Raw genomic sequence first — 21,537 nt, forward strand, 5'->3', positions numbered from 1 at the left:
TGGATTCTGCGTCGCACGGCGCGCAATGAATGGGGAGGCAGGGAACGACGGTGGCGGAACGGAGCACGGCTGCCGTCGACGTGGCAGACACCAGCGGTGACCAACCGCTGACCGCCAAGGCGGACCAGTCCACGGCCGACGGCGTGGCCAAGAACCGGGAGCGGGACACGGAAGACGTCGAGGCACAGGGGAGTGGCGGGACCGAGAGTCCTGGCAAGGCGTCACCGCCGGAGCTGCACAGCGGCCACAAACTCGCCAGACGCTACCGTCTCGAGGAGTGCGTCACCCGGTTGGACGGGTTCAGCAGTTGGCGTGCCGTGGACGAGAAACTCCGTCGGGCCGTCGGCGTGCACATCCTGCCCGCCGACCATGCGCGGGCGCGCTCCGTCCTGGCCGCGGCCCGTTCCTCCGCGCTGCTGGGTGACCCGCGCTTCGTCCAGGTCCTGGACGCCGTCGAGGAGAACGACCTCGTCTACGTCGTCCACGAATGGCTGCCCGACGCGACCGAGCTCACCACCCTCCTCGCCCCGGGCCCGCTGGAGGTGTACGACGCCTACCAGATGGTCAGTCAGGTGGCGTCCGCCATGGCAGCGGCCCACCGCGAGGGCCTCGCGCACCTGCGGCTGAACCCCAACGCGGTCCTGCGCACGTCGAGCGGGCAGTGGCGCATCCGCGGCCTCGCCGTGAACGCCGCGCTGCGGGGCGCCAGTTCGGAGAGTCCGCAGCGCACGGACACCGAGGCGATCGGCGCGCTCCTGTACGCGGCGCTCACCCAGCGGTGGCCGTACGAGAGCGACGCCTACGGTCTGGCCGGCCTGCCCAAGGACGTGGGCCTCATCGCCCCCGACCAGGTGCGGGCGGGTGTCCACCGCGGACTGTCCGAGCTCGCCATGCGGGCCCTCGCCAACGACGGGGCGACCGCCTCCCGCCACGAGTCGGCGTGCACCACACCCGAGGAACTGGTCAAGGCGATCGGGGAGATGCCCCGCATCCGCCCCCCGGAGCCGGCGTTCACGGCCCCGCCCGAGTACCAGCGCACGACGTACCAGCAGGGCACCTACGGCCGTCCGGCGCCGCCCGGTGTCACCCAGCCCGTGGTGCCTCCGCCCCCGCCGCTGCAGAGCCGTACCGGCCGGGCCCTGAAGTGGGCGGTCTCGGCCCTCCTCATCGCCGCGCTGGGCCTCGGCAGTTGGCAGCTCGCGGACGCCCTGATGGACCGGGGCGGCACGTCGGACGAGAACCAGACGCAGACGAACGACGACGGCGACAAGAACAGCACCGCGCCTAAGCCGACGAAGACCCTCAGCATCGAGAACGCCCAGGAGTACGTGGCCGAGGGCGACGCACAGCACCCCGCCGACGTGAAGCTCACGTACGACAGCAGCATGACGACGGGATGGCGGACCAGCAGTTACAAGGACGGTCCGAAGATAGTGATCAAGCCCGGCGTCGGCATCGTCTACGACCTCGGTTCCGCTCAGGAGGTGTCGGCCGCCACGCTGTCGCTCCGGTACGGCGGCAACCACACCACGGCCGAGCTGTACGCCTCCGACTCGCTCACGCCGTCCTCGCTGGACTCGCTGGACAAGATCGGTTCGGCCACGACGAACGGCACCACGGCCACGGTGAAGGTCGGCAAGCCGGTGAAGTCGCGGTACGTCCTGGTGTGGCTCACCGCGCTCCCTTACTCCGGAGCCGACTCCGCGAACTACAGCGACCCCGGCTACAAGCAGGCCATCACCAACGTGAAGTTCACCGGCTGAGCACTCACCGCAGACAAGGGGAGGGGGTCCGATGGCAGATGACACCGCATACGGCGACACCAGCGATCAGGACCTCCTGGCCCGTCACGTAGCGGGCGACCCCGACGCCTTCGGTGAACTCGTACGGCGGCACCGGGACCGGCTGTGGGCCGTCGCCCTCCGCACGCTCGGAGACCGCGAGGAAGCCGCTGACGCCGTCCAAGACGCGCTCGTGTCCGCCTACCGGGCCGCGCACACCTTCCGGGGGCAGTCGGCGGTCACGACCTGGCTGCACCGGATCACGGTCAACGCCTGCCTGGACCGGGCCCGAAAGGCCGCCTCCCGCAAGACCTCCCCGGTGGACGACACCGAGCGCCTGGAGCAGCTCTTGGAGCCGCACGAGGAGGCCTCGGCACCGGCCGAACGCAACGACCTCCACCGCCAGCTCGTGGAGGCCCTCGGTACGCTCCCACCCGACCAGCGCGCGGCCCTCGTCCTCGTGGACATGCAGGGCTACCCGGTCGCCGAGGCCGCCAGCATGCTCGACGTCCCGACGGGGACGGTGAAGAGTCGCTGCGCCCGGGGAAGAGCCAGACTGCTCCCGCTTCTCACCCATCTGCGGCCGGAAAACGCCGGAACAGGCAGAGAAGCGGGCGTCGGACGGAACCGGACGCAGGAGACATCCGTCCCACCCGCAGCGGGACCTCCGTCGGACGGCTCGCCAGATTCGGGACCAAGCGATTCAGCCGTAGTGAAGGGCGGAGGTGGGCGAGCGTGACTTCCACGACAGACACAGACGGGCACCCGGACGTCGCGGAGATCTCCGACCTCACTGAGGGCATCCTCTCCCCCTCCCAGACCGCTGACGTACGCCGGCATCTGGACGAGTGCGAACTCTGCGCGGACGTACACACCTCATTGCAGGAGATCCGCGGTCTGCTCGGCACGCTGCCGGGACCGCCGCAGATGCCCGCCGACGTCGCCGGCAGGATCGACGCCGCCCTCGCCGCGGAGGCGCTCCTCCAGGCCACCGCTCCCGAAGCGGTGAACGCACCGGCGCCGGTCGACAGCGCGCGTGTTTCACGTGAAACATCGCCCACCGCCGACCGCCCCACGGGGCATGCCCGTACTTCCAGCACCGGCCCGGGGCGGAAGGACCGCCGAAGGAACGGACGCCGCAAGGTCGCCGTCCTCGGAGCCGTCTTCACCGTCGCCGCACTGGGATTCGGTTCCGTCCTGCTGTCGTCGTTGGACGACGGCAAGCCGAACGACTCAGCACGCGGCCAGAGCACCGCCTCCGCCGACACCTTCTCCGCGAGCGGACTCGAGAAGCAGGTGTCGAAGCTGCTCATCGAGAAGAGCACAAGCGGTGGTTCCCGGGCTCCGCACAGCAGCATGGGCGCGGCGCAGAACATCCCCGGCTCCGAGGATCCCCGCATCCTGGTGACGCCCGAGGTTCCCCAGTGCGTCCAGAACGGCATCCACTCCAGCGATGCCCCGCTCGCGACCGAGGACGGCGTCTACAAGGGCACGGATGCGATTCTGGTCGTGCTGCGTGATCCCTCCGACAGCACCCGGGTCACCGTCTACATCGTGGATGCGTCGTGTGTGAAGAACGCCCCGACCGGCACCGCGAAGGTTCTCCTGAAGCGTTCCTACGCCCACTCCTGACCGAGCACGCTTCGTCTCCGCCCTGCGTGGTAATGCGTACGGTGTGGCCTCTCCGTGTGCCCGGACACACCGGGAATGCGCGCCCCTTAGGATCCGTTGGGTGGGGTGAGAGTTCTGCGAGGGGCTCCACCGGTCCGACGACGCAGTCCAGAGACGAGGAACCAAGCCGTGAGCGACGTCCGTAACGTGATCATCATCGGCTCCGGGCCCGCCGGCTACACGGCGGCGCTCTACACCGCGCGCGCGTCGCTGAAGCCGCTGGTGTTCGAGGGCGCCGTCACCGCCGGTGGCGCGCTGATGAACACCACCGAGGTGGAGAACTTCCCCGGCTTCCAGGACGGCATCATGGGCCCCGAGCTCATGGACAACATGCGCGCCCAGGCGGAGCGCTTCGGTGCCGAGCTCATCCCGGACGACATCGTCAACGTCGACCTGACCGGCGAGATCAAGACCGTCACCGACACCTCGGGTACGGTCCACCGGGCGAAGGCCGTCATCGTCACCACCGGCTCGCAGCACCGCAAGCTGGGCCTGCCGAACGAGGACGCCCTCTCCGGGCGCGGTGTCTCGTGGTGTGCCACCTGTGACGGCTTCTTCTTCAAGGACCAGGACATCGCCGTGATCGGCGGCGGTGACACCGCGATGGAGGAGGCCACCTTCCTCTCCCGCTTCGCCAAGTCCGTGACGATCGTCCACCGCCGTGACACCCTGCGCGCCTCCAAGGCGATGCAGGAGCGTGCCTTCGCCGACCCGAAGATCAAGTTCGTGTGGGACAGCGAGGTTGCCGAGATCCAGGGCGACCCGAAGCTCTCGGGCCTGAAGCTGCGCAACCTCAAGACCGGTGAGCTCTCGGACCTGGCGGTCACCGGCCTGTTCATCGCGATCGGCCACGACCCGCGCACCGAGCTCTTCAAGGGCCAGCTCGAGCTGGACGACGAGGGTTACCTGAAGGTGGAAGCGCCTTCGACCCGCACCAACCTGACCGGCGTCTTCGGCGCCGGTGACGTGGTCGACCACACCTACCGTCAGGCGATCACGGCCGCCGGCACCGGCTGTTCCGCCGCTCTCGACGCCGAGCGCTTCCTCGCCGCCCTCGCGGACGCGGAGAAGGCCGAGCCCGAGAAGACCGCTGTCTGACCCCCTTCCCGCCCCACCGCACCAACCCAGTTAAGGAGCCCGCCGTGGCCGGCACCCTGAAGAATGTGACCGACGATTCCTTCGAGCAGGACGTCCTGAAGAGCGACAAGCCCGTCCTGGTGGACTTCTGGGCCGCCTGGTGCGGACCGTGCCGTCAGATCGCTCCGTCCCTCGAGGCGATCGCCGCCGAGTACGGCGACAAGATCGAGGTCGTCAAGCTGAACATCGACGAGAACCCGGGTACGGCCGCCAAGTACGGCGTCATGTCCATCCCGACGCTGAACGTGTACCAGGGTGGCGAGGTCGCCAAGACCATCGTCGGTGCCAAGCCGAAGGCCGCGATCGTCCGCGACCTCGAGGACTTCATCGCCGAGTGATGTTTCACGTGAAACACGATGGGGCCGGTCCGAATGGACCGGCCCCATCGTGTTGTCAGCGGCTCCGCCGCATCACAGAGGACGCAGCGCCGGTTCCTTCTGTACAGCCCCCAGCAGCCGGTCCAGTGCCATCTCCACGTCTTCCTTCCAGGAGAGCGTGGTGCGCAGCTCCAGCCTCAGCCTCGGATACGTGGGATGGGGTCGGACCGTCTTGAACCCGACGGCGAGGAGATGGTCGGCGGGCAGCAGACAGGCGGGCTCCTTCCAGCGGGCGTCACCGAAGGCCTCGATGGCCTTGAAGCCCCGCCGCAGCAGATCCTTGGCGACCGTCTGCACCATCACCCGGCCCAGCCCCTGCCCCTGATACCCCGGCATGATGAACGACGTCATCAACTGGACGGCGTCCGGCGAGACAGGACTCGTGGGGAACGCGGTGGACCGGGGGACATACGCGGGAGGGGCGTAGAGGACGAAGCCGACCGGTACGTCGTCGACGTAGACGACACGGCCGCACGATCCCCAGTCCAGCAGGACGGCGGAGATCCAGGCTTCCTTCTCCAGGGCGGCTGTTCCCGCCTTTACCGCTGCTTCTCCGCTGACGGGGTCCAGCTCCCAGAAGACGCACGAGCGGCACCGCTGGGGTAGGTCCGGAAGGTTGTCCAGCGTGAGCGGTACGAGCCGACGCCCCATGAAGGCTGTTCCTCGCTTTCTGCGCCTGCCGCGTCGCGGGCGGCCGTCAGAGCGCTCCGTTCCCGGAGCAGGCTGCCGACGAAACCGCCGACCGCCCCCAGTCCCAGGCCCGCGCTCACCAGTCCGCTTCTGCTCATCGTTCGCATGGCCCCTCCCTCCCCTCAGAGGTGCTGCCGGGTGGATGTGCCGCACCCATTCGCATCGTATCCACACAGAGAATCCATCGATACCGCTCCAAAGCAAAGAGCGGGCCGTGTCCGGTACACACCGGACACGGCCCGCTCTTGATGCCAGACCTGGGCTGGGTCACTCTCGTGCGACCCGGCTCAGGCTTCCGTTTCCTCGTCCTCGCCGTCCAGCAGACTGTTCTGCAGAACCGGTCCCTCACCGGGGGCGAGGGAGCTGAGGATGCGCTCGAGATCCTCCATGGAGGCGAACTCGACGGTGATCTTGCCCTTCTTCTGCCCGAGGTCGACCTTCACCCGCGTCTCGAAACGGTCCGAGAGACGAGTCGCGAGGTCGGTCAGCGCCGGAGAGACCCGGGCGCCGGCGCGCGGCCCCTTGGATCGTTGGGCGGTCTGCGGCCGCGAACCCATGAGGGTCACGATCTCCTCGACCGCACGCACCGACAGCCCCTCGGCCACGATGCGATGGGCCAGGCGGTCCTGCTCCTCCGAGTCCTCGACGGAGAGCAGGGCACGGGCGTGTCCGGCCGAGAGCACTCCGGCAGCCACACGACGCTGCACCGCCGGCGAGAGCTTCAGCAGACGCAGGGTGTTGGAGACCTGCGGGCGGGACCGGCCGATGCGGTCCGCGAGCTGGTCGTGCGTGCAGTTGAAGTCCTTCAGCAGTTGGTCGTAGGCGGCTGCCTCTTCCAACGGGTTGAGCTGAGCCCGGTGCAAGTTCTCCAGGAGGGCGTCCAGGAGAAGCTTGTCGTCGTCCGTGGCCCGCACGATCGCGGGGATCGCCTCCAGGCCGGCCTCACGACTGGCCCGCCAGCGCCGCTCGCCCATGATGAGCTCGTAGCGGCTGGGCCCGACCTGCCGTACCACGACGGGCTGGAGGAGGCCGACCTCCTGGATGGAGGTGACCAGCTCCTGGAGCGCATCCTCGTCGAAGACCTCACGCGGCTGACGCGGGTTCGGCGTGATGGAGTCGAGGGGGAGTTCCGCGAAGTGGGCGCCCATGGGAGGCGCGGGCGTCTCCGGGTAGCCGTTGACCGCCGGCGCCTCGGTTTCATGTGAAACAGGCGGCAGCGTGGCCACCTTCGCCGCGGCCACCCCACGGTCCGTCGTCAACACCGGCACGGACGTCGGAGACGCGGAACCGGCGCCTCCCATCGCCGCCGGGGTCGGCGTCTTCTCGGTCGGGGCAGCAGGGATCAGTGCGCCGAGACCACGGCCCAACCCCCTCCGTCGCTCGCTCACTGGATCCCCTCCACCATGCTCGGGTTGCTCTGTGCGCCGATGTGCGCCTGCGTCGGGTCATAGCTGACACCGACGCCCTTCAGCGCGATCTCTCGCGCCGCCTCAAGGTAGGACAACGCGCCGCTCGATCCTGGATCGTAGGTCAGCACCGTCTGTCCGTAACTCGGCGCCTCGGAGATACGGACCGAGCGGGGAATGCTGGTCCGCAGCACCTCGTCGCCGAAGTGGGTGCGCACCTCGTCCGCGACCTGGGACGCGAGGCGCGTCCGGCCGTCGTACATGGTGAGCAGGATGGTCGATACGTGCAAGGTGGGGTTGAGGTGACCCCGCACCAGATCGACGTTGCGCAGGAGCTGTCCCAGCCCCTCCAGTGCGTAGTACTCGCACTGGATCGGGATGAGGACCTCCGCACCGGCCACGAGCGCATTGACCGTCAGCAGGCCGAGCGAGGGCGGACAGTCGATGAGGATGTAGTCCAAGGGCTGCTCGTACGCCTGGATCGCACGTTGCAGTCGGCTCTCCCGCGCCACCAGGGACACCAGCTCGATCTCCGCACCGGCGAGATCGATGGTGGCGGGGGCGCAGAAGAGACCTTCGACATCAGGAACCGGCTGAACAACCTCGGCCAGCGGCCTGCTCTCGACCAAGACGTCGTAGATGGACGGGACTTCGGCGTGGTGGTCGATACCCAGCGCGGTGGACGCGTTGCCCTGGGGGTCGAGGTCGATCACCAGGACACGGCCGCCGTGCAGAGCCAGCGAAGCAGCAAGATTGACGGTTGTCGTCGTCTTGCCCACTCCACCCTTCTGGTTGGCAACGACCATGATCCGGGTCTGCTCGGGCCGTGGCAGGCCCTCGCCGGCACGGCCAAGAGCCTCTACCGCCAGTTGGGCAGCACGACCGATCGGAGTGTCGTCCATCGGAGGCGGTGTTTCACGTGAAACATCCTCCCCCATCGACTCGGTTCGGGGACCGGGGACCGGATCGGTCATCGGTCCCGCGATGTTGGCGTCGGACCGCAAGGATTCACTCTCCTCGACTTCAGGCTCGCAATGAACAGAGCCTCCCATGTCTTCGGGGTCGTGAACCAGTGAGGCCTGTTGTTCTGTGGAGAAATCCACCTCTGTGGACAACTCCGTTACCTCTCCGAGTGACCCGAGAGGCTTTCGGTCGCGGGGTTCGGCCGCAGCGCGGCCCCGGCTGATGATGCCGTGCAGCAGTGAGCGACGTTTCACGTGAAACACGATGCAGGGCAGCCGTGCCCGTTCTGCCGCGACACTCCGGGATGCATAGGTTTGACAGCTTGTGTGGAGTAAGTCTCGTCGTCAGGGCGGATCAGCGACGTCGACGGGTCCGCCCCGTCCGGGCCGCCTTGGCACGCTTGGCCGCGAAGCGCACACCGCCGGGGCTTTCCCCGACTTCGACCCTCACCACGGTGGACAGGGGATCGACCACGCCCTCACCCACATGCAGGATCGACGTGCCCACGGCACCGAGCTTGCTCAGGGCGGTGTTTGCCGCCTTGAGCTCCTCCTCCGCGGTGTCGCCCTTGAGGGCGAGCATCTCCCCGTAGGGACGCAGCAGCGGGACACCCCAGGTCGCCAGGCGGTCCAGCGGGGCCACGGCTCGCGCTGTCACCACGTGCACGGGGGTCAGCTTGCCCATGACCTCCTCGGCGCGACCCCGCACGACCGTCACATGGTCCAGGCCCAGCAGCTCGACGACCTCCGTCAGGAAGGTCGTGCGCCTCAGCAAGGGTTCCAGCAACGTGATCTTGAGGTCCTCGCGGACGAGGGCCAGGGGAATGCCGGGCAGGCCGGCACCGGAGCCGACGTCGCACACCGTCACGCCCTCGGGAACGACCTCGGAGAGCACCGCGCAGTTCAGCAGGTGCCGCTCCCACAGGCGGGGCACTTCACGGGGGCCGATGAGACCGCGCCGCACACCCGCCTCGGCGAGCAGCTCGGCGTAGCGCACCGCGTTCTCGAAGCGATCGCCGAACACCTCGCGCGCCTGCTCGGGCGCGGGGGGAAGCTCCGCTGCCTCCGTCACGGGGAACCGTCCTTCCGTACCGCATCAGCGCACGGGGCGCCGACCATCAGAACTATCAGGCTGACAAAGTTCGGCCCCGCCTGCTCTACAGACGGGGCCGGAGGAACGTACGGACCGATCAGGCGGGAAGGACGACGACGAAGCGCTGCGGCTCCTCACCCTCGGACTCACTGCGGAGCCCGGCTGCCTTGATCGCGTCGTGCACGACCTTGCGCTCGAACGGCGTCATCGGCTTGAGCTTCACGGACTCGCCGGTGCTCTTCACCTCGGCGGCGGCCTTGGCACCCAGCTCGGAGAGCTCGGCACGCTTCTTGGCCCGGAAACCGCCGATGTCCAGCATCAGTCGGCTGCGGTCCCCGGTCTCCCGGTGCACGGCCAGGCGGGTGAGCTCCTGCAGGGCTTCCAGCACCTCGCCGTCACGACCGACCAGCTTCTGCAGGTCGCGGCTGCCCGAGTCGCTGATGATCGAGACAGCGGCGCGGTCGGCCTCGACGTCCATGTCGATGTCGCCGTCGAGATCGGCGATGTCGAGCAGACCCTCGAGGTAGTCCGCCGCGATCTCGCCCTCCTGCTCAAGGCGGGTCAGGGTGTCTGCACCCTCGGCAGCGGCGGAGGTGGTGCCTTCCGTCACGGGATGGACTCCTTCTTACTTCTTGGACGGGGACTTGGGCCGCTGCGGACCCTTGCGCTGTCCGGACTGGGCCTTGCTGCGGGTACCGCCGCCGGACTGCTTCTTGGCGGGAGCGGCGGGCTGGGCGTCCTCGGGCTCGTCGGACTTGGTCAGCGAGGTCGGCTCCGACGGGCTGTCGCCGGCCGCCTTCGAGCCGGCCGCGGCCGCACCCGACTGGCGCTGGGACTTGCTCTGTCGCTTGGGCTGCTGACGCTTGGGAGCCGCCGCGCTCGCCGTCGAACCGTCCTCGGTCTGCACCGCGGCCTGGGACTCGCTCTGGATGACCGAACCGTCGGCCTGGGCCGCGAGGCCGGCCTTGTTCAGACCGTTGATGAACTTGCGCTCGAACTCGTTGCGGTCGCGGCCCTTGGCGACGATCGCCTTGATGATGGTGCGCTCGCTGCGCTTGCGGGCCTTGCCGTGCTGCGTGACGTGCTTGGTCAGGCGCTCCAGGTAGGCGGCCTGCGCCTTGGAACCCGGGGTCGGGTTGTTGCGGATGACGTACATCTGCTGGCCCATGGTCCACACGTTGGTGGTCAGCCAGTAGACGAGGACACCGACCGGGAAGTTGATGCCGAAGACGGCGAACATGACCGGAAAGACGTACATCAGCATCTTCTGCTGCTGCATGAACGGCGTCTTGACCGTGGTGTCGACGTTCTTCGTCATCAACTGGCGCTGCGTGTAGAACTGCGACGCCGACATCAGGACGATCATGACCGCGGTGACGACCCGGACGTCGGTCAGCGAGGCGCCGAGGGCCTCGACCTTGCTCGAACCGTCCGTGAACTTCGCGGCCAGCGGGGCACCAACGATGTGCGCCTTACGGGCACTGGCCAGCAGCGACTCGTTGATGACGCCGATCGTCGAGCCGGTCGCGATGCCGTTGAGCACGTGGTACAGGGCGAAGAAGAACGGCGACTGCGCCAGGATGGGAAGGCACGAGGAGAGCGGGTTGGTGCCCGTCTCCTTGTACAGCTTCATCATCTCTTCGGACTGACGCTGCTTGTCGTTCTTGTAGCGCTCCTGGATCTTCTTCATCTCGGGCTGGAGCGTCTGCATGGCCCGCGTCGACTTGATCTGCTTCACGAAGAGCGGGATCAGGCAGATACGGATCAGGATCACCAGGGACACGATCGACAGGCCCCAGGCCCACCCGGTGTCGGGGCCGAAGATGGCGCCGTACACCTTGTGGAACTGGACGATGACCCAGGAGACGGGTGTCGTGATGAAGCTGAAAAGACTGGCAATCGTGTCCACTAATCATGCTCCTTGGGCATGGGACGGAGTCTCTGCGGCCGGGCTCGAAGGAGTCTGCCCCTCGGTGGCCGAGGCGGCGGAGGGCCCGCCCCTACGTGCACGCCAGGCGTTACGCAGCATTTCGTGCCACCGCGGACGCTTGCGCGGCGGGACATGGTCCACACCGCCCAGCGACCACGGATTGCACCGCAGGATGCGCCAGGCGGTGAGTGCCGTTCCCTTGATCGCACCGTGCCGGTCGATGGCCTGGTAGCCGTAGTGGGAGCACGACGGGTAGTACTTGCACACCGGCCCGAGCAGCGGGCTGATGGTCCACTGGTACAGCTTGATCAGTGCCAGCAGCGGGTACTTCATCGTGCGCCCCCTCCCAGCAGCCGCTGAACGGCGGCATCCAGGTCTCGGGCCAGTTGTTCCTGATCGGCGTCGCCCGCCTCGGGCAGCGCTCGTACGACTACCAGGCTACCGGGGGGAAACAGGGCGACCCTGTCGCGCATCAGATGACGAAGCCTGCGCTTCACCTTGTTGCGCACCACGGAACCACCCACGGCCTTGCTCACGACGAAACCCGCACGCGTCGGGGGAGCGCTCTCCCCAGGCGCGTGCGGGTCCGTGGCACCGCTACGAAAGTGAACGACGAGGGACGGGCGTCCGGCCCGGCGCCCTCGTCGTACCGCGGTCGCGAAGTCCTCGCGCCGCCTCAGCCGGTTCTCGGTGGGCAGCACGACGGCATGACCTGACCGGGATCAGGCGGACAGGCTGGCGCGACCCTTGCTGCGGCGGTTCGCCAGAATCGCGCGGCCGGCACGGGTACGCATCCGCAGACGGAAGCCGTGGGTCTTGGCGCGACGACGGTTGTTCGGCTGGAAGGTGCGCTTGCTCACTCGGGGGCTCCAGAAATCAATCGGTGGTGGCGGGTGCCGTCCTGGCTGTCACCGTGCGCCCACGAGTAGCTCGCAGTTACGCCCGTGTGCACCGCTTCCCGATCACCTGACGCGATCTGTGCCCATCGGAGGCAGGCGGCAGCAGCCATCGACAACTCGACCTGGTTACGGTACGCGCGGCTACGCCATCCGGTCAAACCAGTGGTCACCGGGAGACACTATCCACAGGCTGGGGACAACAACTTGAACCGCACCCGTCGCCCTGACTACCGTGGCTGAACTCCGATTCGTTCCCTTGACCCCTGTGTTTCGGCTCCACCCCATTTGAATCCCGACTCGTCCCACAACCACACGTTCGTGGGACCCGTGAGAGAGCGTGCCCTGTGGCTGACGTACCTGCCGATCTTGCCGCAGTGTGGCCACGCGTACTCGAGCAACTCCTCGGTGAGGGTCGCGTCCAGGGTGTGGAGGCGAAGGACGAGCACTGGATCCGCCGCTGCCAGCCGCTCGCGCTGGTCGCCGACACCGCCCTGCTCGCCGTACCGAACGAATTTGCGAAAGGCGTACTGGAGGGCCGGCTGGCCCCGGCCGTCAGCGAGACGCTGAGCCGGGAGTGCGGCCGCCCGATCCGTATCGCGATCACCGTCGACGACTCCGCGGGCGAGCCCCCGGCGGCGCCCGCGCCCCCGGCCCCCCGGCCCCAGCCGCGCTACGAGGAGCCCGAGCTCCCCTCCGGCCCGTACGACAACCAGTACGAGGGCGGTTACGGTCGCCACCGCGCCGACGACTCCCGTCCGGGCCGCGACCAGCGCTCCGGACACCAGGGCGACAACGCGCCCCGCCCGGACCAGCTCCCGACCGCGCGCCCCGCCTACCCCTCGGAGTACCAGCGCCCCGAGCCCGGCGCCTGGCCGCGGCCGCCGCAGGACGACTACGGCTGGCAGCAGCAGCGGCTCGGCTTCCCCGAGCGCGACCCGTACGCGTCGCCGTCGCAGGAGCCCTATCCCCAGGAGCCGTACAAGCCGGAGTCCTACAAGCCGGATTCCTACAAGCCGGATTCCTACAAGCCCGAGCCGTACCAGCAGGAGTCGTACCAGCAGGAGTCCTACGGCCCTCCGTCGCAGGACTACCGGCCGCAGCCGATGGAACGCTCCTCCTACGACGGCCCGCGCTCCGACTACGACCAGCGGCCGGACTACGACAAGCGGCCCGACTACGACCAGCGCGACGCCCGCCGGGAACTGCCCGATCCGCCCTCCGGCTCCGGGCATGTGCACCGCGGCGGCCCGATCGGCTCCAACCTGCCCACCACCGGCGCCCCCGGCCCGCTGGCCGCGCAGCCCGCGCCGGCGACCGGCCCCGGTGAGCCCACCGCGCGGCTGAACCCCAAGTACCTCTTCGACACCTTCGTCATCGGCGCCTCCAACCGCTTCGCCCACGCGGCCGCGGTGGCGGTCGCCGAGGCGCCGGCCAAGGCCTACAACCCCCTGTTCATCTACGGGGAGTCGGGGCTCGGCAAGACGCACCTGCTGCACGCGATCGGGCACTATGCGCGCAGCCTGTATCCCGGCACGCGCGTGCGGTACGTGAGCTCGGAGGAGTTCACCAACGAGTTCATCAACTCCATCCGTGACGGCAAGGGCGACAGCTTCCGCAAGCGCTACCGCGAGATGGACATCCTGCTCGTCGACGACATCCAGTTCCTCGCGGACAAGGAGTCCACGCAGGAGGAGTTCTTCCACACCTTCAACACGCTCCACAACGCGAACAAGCAGATCGTGCTGTCCTCCGACCGGCCGCCCAAGCAGCTCGTCACGCTGGAGGACCGGCTGCGGAACCGTTTCGAGTGGGGTCTGATCACCGACGTCCAGCCGCCCGAGCTGGAGACCCGGATCGCGATCCTGCGCAAGAAGGCGGTGCAGGAGCAGCTCAACGCCCCGCCGGAGGTCCTGGAGTTCATCGCCTCCCGGATCTCGCGCAACATCCGCGAGCTGGAGGGCGCGCTGATCCGGGTGACGGCGTTCGCGTCGCTCAACCGGCAGCCGGTGGACCTGGGCCTGACGGAGATCGTGCTGAAGGACCTGATCCCCGGCGGCGAGGACTCGGCGCCCGAGATCACCTCGACGGCCATCATGAGCGCCACGGCGGACTACTTCGGCCTGACCGTCGAGGACCTGTGCGGCACCTCGCGGGGCCGCGCGCTCGTCACGGCCCGCCAGATCGCCATGTACCTGTGCCGCGAGCTGACGGACCTGTCGCTGCCGAAGATCGGCGCGCTGTTCGGCGGCCGCGACCACACGACCGTGATGCACGCGGACCGCAAGATCCGCAATCTGATGGCCGAGCGGCGCTCCATCTACAACCAGGTGACCGAGCTGACGAACCGCATCAAGAACGGCTGACAGGACGGCCGCGAAGGCCGGGTCACGGCGTTTTCGACGCCGAGGGCGCCCTGGGGACGAGTTCCCGAGGGCGCCCTCGGCGTTTCTCGGGTCACGGCGCCGTAGCCCGGTGTTCGATTCCGCGCCGGGTTACGGCCTCCCTCCACAGATTCGGCAACTTTTTCCCGTCCACATCCTGGGGACTGCCGAGTTGTCCAGATCACGGTCCACAGGCGCGCTGCCGAAAGACCATCAGGCCAGGTCAGGTGGCTGTGGATTCGTGGACGAACGATCTCCACAGACTGTGGACAGCGGGAAGATCCACAGGCTGTGCACCGAGTTGTCCACGGACCGCCCACAGGTTGGGGCCGGTTGTCCCCAGCGATCAGCCGCTTCTCCACATGCCTGTCCACTGTTCGGCAACGCGACGCGCCTGATCACCGGGGCGAGTGAAAGGCGTCACACGAAGGTGCCGGGTTGGGCTGTGGGAAACGGGGGTAAAGCTGGGGACGGCGCTGGGGAGAAGTCGCCTCAGGCTGTGCACGGAGTGTGCAGAACTTTCTGTTCTCCACAGAAGAGCCCGGTTGTCCACCGGTGTCGCCCACAGGGCCCGTGGACAAAATTTCCCCTCTGAGCTGGGAAAACGGGGTTATCCACGGTATCCACAGCCCCTACTACTACTGACAACTAGAGAGAGCTGGGAATCCGTTTCGAAGGGGGTCCTGTGCACAACTCGCCGTCCGGTGCCCGGCTGCCCCTCGTCACGACTTGACCCCGAGAGGCACCTACTGTCAGTGGGGTGCGTCAGACTGTTCCCCGTGTCCTTCCCGTCACAGGGGCCGACGACACCGAGACAGACGACGAAGCCAGGCAGGCCGAGCAGCGCCGGCAACAGCAGGAGGCGGCAACAGTGAAGATCCGGGTGGAACGCGACGTACTCGCGGAGGCAGTGGCCTGGGCGGCGCGCAGCCTCCCGGCCCGTCCGCCGGCGCCGGTCCTCGCCGGCCTTCTCCTGAAGGCCGAGGAGGGCCAGCTCAGCCTGTCCAGCTTCGACTACGAGGTCTCCGCGCGGGTGTCCGTCGAGGCCGAGGTCGAGGAGGAGGGCACGGTGCTCGTCTCCGGCCGCCTGCTCGCCGACATCTGCCGCGCCCTGCCCAACCGCCCGGTGGAGATCTCCACAGACGGTGTACGGGCGACGGTGGTCTGCGGCTCCTCGCGGTTCACCCTCCACACCCTGCCTGTGGAGGAGTACCCGGCGCTGCCGCAGATGCCCAGCGCGACCGGCACCGTCCCCGGTGAGGTCTTCGCCTCCGCCGCCTCCCAGGTGGCCATCGCCGCCGGCCGTGACGACACGCTGCCCGTCCTGACCGGTGTGCGCATCGAGATCGAGGGCGACACCGTCACCCTGGCGTCCACCGACCGCTACCGCTTCGCGGTCCGCGAGTTCCTGTGGAAGCCGGAGAACCCCGAGGCGTCCGCGGTGGCCCTGGTGCCCGCCAAGACGCTCCTGGACACCGCCAAGGCCCTCACGAGCGGCGACAGCGTGATTCTGGCGCTGTCCGGCTCGGGCGCGGGCGAGGGGCTGATCGGTTTCGAGGGCGCGGGCCGCCGTACGACCACGCGTCTGCTCGAGGGCGACCTGCCGAAGTACCGCACGCTGTTCCCGACGGAGTTCAACTCCGTGGCCGTGATCGAGACCGCCCCCTTCGTGGAGGCCGTCAAGCGTGTGGCCCTGGTCGCCGAGCGCAACACCCCGGTGCGGCTCAGCTTCGAGCAGGGCGTGCTGATCCTGGAGGCCGGCTCCAGCGACGACGCACAGGCTGTGGAAAGGGTCGACGCCCAACTGGAGGGCGACGACATCTCGATCGCCTTCAACCCGACCTTCCTGCTGGACGGCCTGAGCGCCATCGACTCCCCGGTGGCCCAGCTCTCCTTCACGACGTCCACCAAGCCGGCGCTGCTGAGCGGCAAGCCGGCCCTGGACGCCGAGGCGGACGAGGCCTACAAGTACCTGATCATGCCGGTGCGCCTCAGCGGCTGAGTCAGAGCCAGGCTGAGTCAAAGCCCCAGGTGAGGGCATACGTTTGAGCGCGTATGCCCACAGGTGTGCGTGAGCGTCCGGGTTTAGGCTCGTACGTGGGTACGAAGGTGCCACACACGCCACAGCAACCTAAGGAACAACTGATGGAGCTCGGTCTCGTCGGCCTCGGCAAGATGGGCGGCAACATGCGCGAGCGGATCCGCCGCGCAGGCCACACCGTGATCGGATACGACCGCAACCCGGACCTCGCCGATGTCCACAGCCTCAAGGAGCTTGTGGACGCGTTGCACGGTCCGCGGGTCGTGTGGGTGATGGTCCCGGCCGGTGCGCCGACCCAGGCGACCATCGACGAGCTGGCCGAGCTCCTGGAGCCCGGCGACGTCGTGGTGGACGGCGGGAACTCCCGCTGGACGGACGACGAGAAGCACGCCGGGGAGCTGGCCGCCAAGGGCATCGGCTTCGTCGACTGCGGCGTCTCCGGCGGCGTGTGGGGCCTGGAGAACGGCTACGCGCTGATGTACGGCGGCGACGCGGAGAACGTCGCCAAGGTGCAGCCGGTCTTCGACGCCCTCAAGCCCGAGGGCGACGCCGGCTCGGTGCACGCCGGCAAGGTCGGCGCGGGCCACTTCGCGAAGATGGTCCACAACGGCATCGAGTACGCGATGATGCAGGCCTACGCCGAGGGCTGGGAGCTCCTGGAGAAGGTCGACTCCGTGACCGACGTCCGGGAGGTCTTCCGCTCCTGGCAGGAGGGCACGGTCATCCGTTCCTGGCTGCTGGACCTCGCGGTCAACGCCCTCGACGAGGACGAGCACCTGGACAAGCTGCGCGGTTACGCCCAGGACTCCGGCGAGGGCCGGTGGACCGTGGAGGCCGCCATCGACCACGCGGTGCCGCTGCCGGCGATCACCGCGTCCCTGTTCGCGCGGTTCGCGTCCCGCCAGGACGACTCACCGCAGATGAAGATGATCGCGGCGCTGCGCAACCAGTTCGGCGGCCACGCGGTCGAGACGAAGTAGTCCACAGGACTGTCACCACAGTCCACAAGCTGGGGGAGGTCGGCGACCGACCATGCACGTCACGCATCTGTCGCTGGCCGACTTCCGCTCGTACGCCCGGGTCGAAGTTCCGCTCGACCCGGGCGTCACCGCGTTCGTGGGCCCCAACGGACAGGGCAAGACGAACCTGGTCGAGGCGATCGGCTACCTCGCCACCCTGGGCAGCCACCGGGTCGCCTCCGACGCCCCCCTGGTCCGCATGGGCGCCGACCGCGCGATCGTCCGGGCGCAGGTCCGACAGGGCGAGCGGCAGCAGCTCGTCGAGCTGGAACTGAACCCCGGCCGGGCGAACCGCGCCCGTATCAACAGGTCCTCGCAGGTCAGGCCCCGTGACGTGCTGGGGATCGTGCGCACGGTGCTGTTCGCGCCGGAGGATCTCGCCCTCGTGAAGGGCGACCCGGGCGAGCGCCGCCGCTTCCTGGACGAGCTGATCACCGCCCGTTCCCCGCGCATGGCCGGCGTCCGCTCCGACTACGAGCGTGTCCTCAAGCAGCGCAACACCCTGCTGAAGTCGGCCGCCCTCGCGAGGCGGCACGGCGGCCGCTCGATGGACCTGTCCACCCTCGACGTCTGGGACCAGCACCTCGCGCGCGTGGGCGCCGAGTTGCTGGCCCAGCGGCTCGACCTGATCGCCGCGCTCCAGCCGCTGGCCGACAAGGCGTACGAGCAACTGGCCCCCGGCGGCGGCCCGGTCACCCTGGAGTACAAGCCGTCCGCACCGGGCGAGGCACACACGCGTGAAGCCCTCTACGAGCAGTTGACGGCGGCCCTCGCCGAGACGCGCAAGCAGGAGATCGAGCGGGGCGTGACCCTCGTGGGACCGCATCGGGACGACCTGCTCCTCAAGCTCGGCCCGCTGCCCGCCAAGGGCTACGCCTCGCACGGCGAGTCCTGGTCGTACGCGCTGGCGCTGCGCCTCGCGTCGTACGACCTGCTCAGGGCCGAGGGGAACGAGCCGGTGCTGATCCTCGACGACGTGTTCGCCGAGCTGGACACCCGGCGCCGCGAGCGCCTGGCCGAGCTGGTGGCGCCCGGTGAGCAGGTCCTGGTGACGGCGGCGGTCGACGACGACGTGCCGCATGTGCTGGCGGGCACGCGGTACGCCGTGGCCGAGGGGACGGTGGAGCGCGTATGACCGACGAACGGCCTGCCGCGGAGAACTCCGGGGTCCCCGGGCCCGCTGCCGAACCCTCCGGCGTCGACCTCGCGCGCGTGGCGCTCAGGGCCGCGAAGGAACAGGCACGCGCGCGTGGGGACGCGGCACAGCAGAAGAGGCAGGCGCGCCGCGGCGGGGGCCTGCGCTCCGGGGCGCACGCCGACGGGCGCGACCCCATGGCCTTCGGTGCCGCAATCAACCGTCTGATCACCGAGCGGGGGTGGGAGGCGCCGGCCGCCGTGGGCGGTGTCATGGGGCGCTGGCCGCAGATCGTCGGCGAGAAGCTGGCCGACCACTGCACGCCCCAGAGGTACGACGAGGACGAGCGCGTCCTGATCGTGCAGTGCGAGTCGCCGGTCTGGGCGACCGAGGTGCGCCGCCTCGCCCCGAGCCTGGTCGCCCGTCTCAACGAGGACCTGGGCCACGGCACGGTGCGACAGATCAGGGTCCTCGGACCCGGCGGTCCGCCCCGCAACTACGGCCCCCTGAGGGCCCCGGGAAGCAGCAGACCCGGCGACAGCTACAGGTGACTTACGTCACGTGGCCCGGGCGTGATCAGCGCCGTCGCGGCACTGCACGCGGTTGCGAATTCCGACCTGACTCCCAAGTAGCCAAGGGTAGACAGCCCGAAGCGCTGAGTGCCGCTGTGAGCCTCTTGGAGCCCCGCTCCGTATATGGGGACCCGGAAGACGCCGGTTCAGGGCGGCACATGCGGACTCAGGTACCGGCAAACCCCCATCACTGTCGGCGCTACCGGTAGACTGGAAGCCAATCCCGCCCCGACCGTGGGGACCGCCCGGGAGAAGCTGAGCAACGCTGATCAAGGCTTACCAACGCAACATGCCGCAGCCGCTCCGGCAACCCGCCGACGAGCCCGGCTCGTGCTGTGCCAGAAAGGGCGCTTCGTGGCCGATTCCGGCAACCCCAACGAGAACATTCCGTCCACCGACGCCGAGGCGACCTCGTCGAACGGCGAGGTAACCGCCTCGTACGACGCCAGCGCCATCACCGTCCTCGAGGGTCTGGACGCGGTCCGCAAGCGACCGGGCATGTACATCGGCTCGACCGGCGAGCGCGGTCTGCACCACCTGGTGCAGGAAGTCGTCGACAACTCCGTCGACGAGGCACTGGCCGGGCACGCGGACACCATCGACGTGACGATCCTCGCCGACGGCGGCGTGCGCGTGGTCGACAACGGCCGCGGTATCCCGGTGGGCATCGTCCCCTCCGAGGGCAAGCCGGCCGTCGAGGTCGTGCTGACCGTGCTGCACGCGGGCGGCAAGTTCGGTGGCGGCGGCTACGCGGTCTCCGGCGGTCTGCACGGCGTGGGCGTCTCCGTAGTGAACGCCCTGTCGACCAAGGTCGCCGTCGAGATCAAGACCGACGGCTACCGCTGGACGCAGGACTACAAGCTGGGCGTGCCGACCGCCCCGCTGGCCCAGCACGAGGCCACGGACGAGCACGGCACCACGGTCACCTTCTGGGCCGACCCGGACATCTTCGAGACCACGGAGTACTCCTTCGAGACGCTCTCGCGGCGCTTCCAGGAGATGGCGTTCCTCAACAAGGGCCTGCGGATCAACCTCACCGACGAGCGCGAGTCGGCGAAGGCCACCGCCGGCGCGGACGAGGCGGGCGAGGACGAGAAGCACGAGGTCAAGAGCGTCTCGTACCACTACGAGGGCGGCATCGTCGACTTCGTGAAGTACCTCAACTCCCGCAAGGGAGAGGTCGTGCACCCCACGGTGATCGACCTCGAGGCCGAGGACAAGGACAAGAACCTCTCCCTCGAGCTCGCGATGCAGTGGAACGGCGGTTACAGCGAGGGTGTGTACTCCTTCGCCAACATCATCCACACGCACGAGGGCGGCACGCACGAAGAGGGCTTCCGCTCGGCGCTCACCTCGCTGATCAACAAGTACGCGCGCGACAAGAAGCTGCTGCGCGAGAAGGACGACAACCTCACGGGTGACGACATCCGCGAGGGTCTGACCGCGATCATCTCGGTGAAGCTGAGCGAGCCGCAGTTCGAGGGCCAGACCAAGACCAAGCTGGGCAACACCGAGGTGAAGACCTTCGTCCAGAGGGTCGTGTACGAGCACCTCACCGACTGGCTGGACCGCAACCCGGTCGAGGCCGCGGACATCATCCGCAAGTCCATCCAGGCGGCCACCGCGCGCGTGGCGGCCCGCAAGGCCCGCGACCTGACCCGCCGCAAGGGCCTGCTGGAGACCGCGTCCCTGCCGGGCAAGCTCTCCGACTGCCAGTCGAACGACCCCACCAAGTGCGAGATCTTCATCGTCGAGGGTGACTCCGCCGGCGGCTCGGCCAAGTCCGGCCGCAACCCCGAGTACCAGGCGATCCTCCCGATCCGCGGCAAGATCCTGAACGTCGAGAAGGCGCGGATCGACAAGATCCTGCAGAACCAGGAGATCCAGGCGCTCATCTCGGCCTTCGGCACCGGGGTCCACGAGGACTTCGACATCGAGAAGCTGCGCTATCACAAGATCATCCTGATGGCGGACGCCGATGTCGACGGCCAGCACATCTCCACCCTCCTGCTGACCTTCCTGTTCCGCTTCATGCGGCCGCTGGTCGAGGCCGGGCACGTGTACCTCTCCCGTCCCCCGCTGTACAAGATCAAGTGGGGCCGGGACGACATCGAGTACGCCTACTCCGACCGCGAGCGCGACGCGCTGATCGAGATGGGCCGCCAGCGCGGCAAGCGCATCCGCGAGGACTCCATCCAGCGCTTCAAGGGCCTCGGCGAGATGAACGCCGAGGAGCTGCGCGTGACCACCATGGACCAGGAGCACCGCGTCCTCGGCCAGGTCACCCTCGACGACGCCGCCCAGGCCGACGACCTGTTCTCCGTCCTGATGGGCGAGGACGTCGAGGCCCGCCGCCAGTTCATCCAGCGCAACGCCAAGGACGTCCGCTTCCTCGACATCTGAGTCGGTCTCAGCCTGACCGCACCAGGAAGGATCTTCACCA

20 protein-coding genes are annotated in these 21,537 nt (G+C 68.5%); 11 read left to right on the forward strand and 9 right to left on the reverse strand.

The window, feature by feature from the left end:
- The first annotated feature begins 50 nt into the window (after positions 1-50).
- From ACZ66S_RS18440 to trxA, 5 genes are all read left to right on the forward strand, one after another.
- Positions 51-1,763, forward strand: a complete 1,713-nt coding sequence (locus tag ACZ66S_RS18440) for a protein kinase family protein (RefSeq protein WP_469902568.1) — start codon at positions 51-53, stop codon at positions 1,761-1,763.
- Positions 1,764-1,794: 31 nt separating this feature from the next.
- Positions 1,795-2,520 (forward strand): RNA polymerase sigma factor SigM, encoded by a 726-nt coding sequence (gene sigM, locus ACZ66S_RS18445; protein WP_469902569.1) that lies wholly within the window; start codon positions 1,795-1,797, stop codon positions 2,518-2,520.
- On the forward strand, positions 2,517-3,413 hold the full coding sequence (locus tag ACZ66S_RS18450) for an anti-sigma factor family protein (protein WP_469902570.1): 897 nt from the start codon (positions 2,517-2,519) through the stop codon (positions 3,411-3,413). The genes sigM and ACZ66S_RS18450 overlap by 4 nt, the downstream gene beginning before the upstream one ends.
- A 168-nt stretch (positions 3,414-3,581) precedes the next feature.
- A complete protein-coding gene (gene trxB, locus ACZ66S_RS18455; protein ID WP_469902571.1) occupies positions 3,582-4,550 on the forward strand; it encodes a thioredoxin-disulfide reductase in 969 nt (322 codons plus the stop codon).
- 44 nt (positions 4,551-4,594) lie between these two features.
- On the forward strand, positions 4,595-4,927 hold the full coding sequence (gene trxA / locus ACZ66S_RS18460; RefSeq protein ID WP_003991504.1) for a thioredoxin: 333 nt from the start codon (positions 4,595-4,597) through the stop codon (positions 4,925-4,927).
- 72 nt (positions 4,928-4,999) lie between these two features.
- On the opposite strand, the gene ACZ66S_RS18465 is transcribed toward trxA, so the two are convergent.
- The 9 genes from ACZ66S_RS18465 to rpmH form a co-directional block, all read right to left on the reverse strand.
- Positions 5,000-5,617 carry a GNAT family N-acetyltransferase gene (locus ACZ66S_RS18465; RefSeq protein ID WP_469902572.1) on the reverse strand — a complete coding sequence of 206 codons (618 nt, stop codon included), beginning with the start codon at positions 5,615-5,617 and terminating at the stop codon, positions 5,000-5,002.
- A 326-nt stretch (positions 5,618-5,943) separates the two neighbouring features.
- Positions 5,944-7,044, reverse strand: coding sequence for a ParB/RepB/Spo0J family partition protein (locus ACZ66S_RS18470; RefSeq protein WP_469902573.1), 1,101 nt, complete (start codon positions 7,042-7,044; stop codon positions 5,944-5,946).
- Positions 7,041-8,114: a ParA family protein gene (locus ACZ66S_RS18475; RefSeq protein ID WP_078935937.1), complete on the reverse strand. Its 1,074-nt coding sequence runs from the start codon at positions 8,112-8,114 to the stop codon at positions 7,041-7,043. The genes ACZ66S_RS18470 and ACZ66S_RS18475 overlap by 4 nt, the downstream gene beginning before the upstream one ends.
- Before the next feature lie 265 nt (positions 8,115-8,379).
- Positions 8,380-9,096, reverse strand: a complete 717-nt coding sequence (gene rsmG, locus ACZ66S_RS18480) for a 16S rRNA (guanine(527)-N(7))-methyltransferase RsmG (protein ID WP_469902574.1) — start codon at positions 9,094-9,096, stop codon at positions 8,380-8,382.
- A gap of 118 nt (positions 9,097-9,214) precedes the next feature.
- Positions 9,215-9,727, reverse strand: coding sequence for a Jag family protein (locus ACZ66S_RS18485; protein WP_469902575.1), 513 nt, complete (start codon positions 9,725-9,727; stop codon positions 9,215-9,217).
- Between the two features lie 15 nt (positions 9,728-9,742).
- Positions 9,743-11,026, reverse strand: a complete 1,284-nt coding sequence (gene yidC, locus ACZ66S_RS18490; protein ID WP_469902576.1) for a membrane protein insertase YidC — start codon at positions 11,024-11,026, stop codon at positions 9,743-9,745.
- Positions 11,027-11,029: 3 nt separating this feature from the next.
- Positions 11,030-11,380: a membrane protein insertion efficiency factor YidD gene (gene yidD / locus ACZ66S_RS18495; protein ID WP_037707204.1), complete on the reverse strand. Its 351-nt coding sequence runs from the start codon at positions 11,378-11,380 to the stop codon at positions 11,030-11,032.
- Complete coding sequence (rnpA, locus tag ACZ66S_RS18500) at positions 11,377-11,748, reverse strand: ribonuclease P protein component (RefSeq protein WP_469902577.1); 372 nt, start codon at positions 11,746-11,748, stop codon at positions 11,377-11,379. The genes yidD and rnpA overlap by 4 nt, the downstream gene beginning before the upstream one ends.
- Positions 11,749-11,769: 21 nt before the next feature.
- Positions 11,770-11,907, reverse strand: coding sequence for a 50S ribosomal protein L34 (rpmH, locus tag ACZ66S_RS18505; RefSeq protein WP_005482975.1), 138 nt, complete (start codon positions 11,905-11,907; stop codon positions 11,770-11,772).
- Between the two features lie 383 nt (positions 11,908-12,290).
- Here rpmH and dnaA point away from each other — a divergent pair, with 383 nt between their 5' ends.
- The 6 genes from dnaA (at position 12,291) to gyrB (ending at position 21,497) form a co-directional block, all read left to right on the forward strand.
- Positions 12,291-14,309, forward strand: a complete 2,019-nt coding sequence (gene dnaA / locus ACZ66S_RS18510) for a chromosomal replication initiator protein DnaA (protein ID WP_469902578.1) — start codon at positions 12,291-12,293, stop codon at positions 14,307-14,309.
- Positions 14,310-15,198: 889 nt separating this feature from the next.
- Positions 15,199-16,329: a DNA polymerase III subunit beta gene (gene dnaN / locus ACZ66S_RS18515; protein ID WP_037707198.1), complete on the forward strand. Its 1,131-nt coding sequence runs from the start codon at positions 15,199-15,201 to the stop codon at positions 16,327-16,329.
- 143 nt (positions 16,330-16,472) lie between these two features.
- Complete coding sequence (gene gnd / locus ACZ66S_RS18520; protein WP_469902579.1) at positions 16,473-17,348, forward strand: phosphogluconate dehydrogenase (NAD(+)-dependent, decarboxylating); 876 nt, start codon at positions 16,473-16,475, stop codon at positions 17,346-17,348.
- A 52-nt stretch (positions 17,349-17,400) separates the two neighbouring features.
- Positions 17,401-18,522 (forward strand): DNA replication/repair protein RecF, encoded by a 1,122-nt coding sequence (recF, locus tag ACZ66S_RS18525; RefSeq protein WP_469902580.1) that lies wholly within the window; start codon positions 17,401-17,403, stop codon positions 18,520-18,522.
- Positions 18,519-19,073 (forward strand): DciA family protein, encoded by a 555-nt coding sequence (locus ACZ66S_RS18530; protein ID WP_469902581.1) that lies wholly within the window; start codon positions 18,519-18,521, stop codon positions 19,071-19,073. Before recF ends, ACZ66S_RS18530 begins: the two co-directional genes overlap by 4 nt.
- Positions 19,074-19,448: 375 nt before the next feature.
- A complete protein-coding gene (gene gyrB, locus ACZ66S_RS18535) occupies positions 19,449-21,497 on the forward strand; it encodes a DNA topoisomerase (ATP-hydrolyzing) subunit B (RefSeq protein ID WP_469902582.1) in 2,049 nt (682 codons plus the stop codon).
- The last annotated feature ends 40 nt before the right edge of the window (positions 21,498-21,537 follow it).

Source organism: Streptomyces sp. NPDC107471 (assembly GCF_055582845.1).